Here is a 562-nt window from a genome sequence, read left to right on the forward strand (position 1 = left end):
TGCCAAGAGTGACAAAGCCAACCTGTATGGAGTACCGAGTTGAACTGGATTTATCTCAACAGAGAGTCGAACTCGCCAGCAAAGCGCACTTTGAATCTTTAGGTTGGAGTGTATTTTACGCCGAAAATGCACTGCTGAATGCATTACTTGGGCTCACTTTTTGGGATGCGATTTTCGCTCCCATTGAAGGGGCATTCATCAATGCCTATCAACACCGTCCTCTGGATTTGTACCATTCCGATTTTGTAGCAAAGCGCCAAGCACTGATTGATGAAGCTTTCGCACAGTTAAAATTGGGTAATACACAAGCGATTTTAGCGAAATACGATGAAAAGTTTGGTATCAGCAATCCGTTTGTTCAATGGAGCTTAATAGGCAAGGAATTGCTTGAACAGTCACTTAACACCATTCCTACCCGCACATTACTCGAACTATTTAAGGTTCAGTTAAGCGATCTTAAGCTTTACCGCAATGGGATGCCGGATCTGATTGCGGTAAAGCTTAAGATCGCTTAACTGAACCTTAAATAGTTCGAGTAATGTGCGGGTAGGAATGGTGTTGA

At 43.1% G+C, this 562-nt stretch carries 1 pseudogene; it reads left to right on the forward strand.

Features of this window, described 5'->3' with window-relative positions:
* Positions 1 to 500 (forward strand): annotated as a pseudogene (locus tag R7Z47_RS26205) (VRR-NUC domain-containing protein); the annotation flags it as partial.
* Between the last annotated feature and the right edge of the window lie 62 nt (positions 501 to 562).

Origin of the sequence: Vibrio sp. 1641 (assembly GCF_033339995.1) — a bacterium.
Classification (GTDB): domain Bacteria; phylum Pseudomonadota; class Gammaproteobacteria; order Enterobacterales; family Vibrionaceae; genus Vibrio; species Vibrio alginolyticus.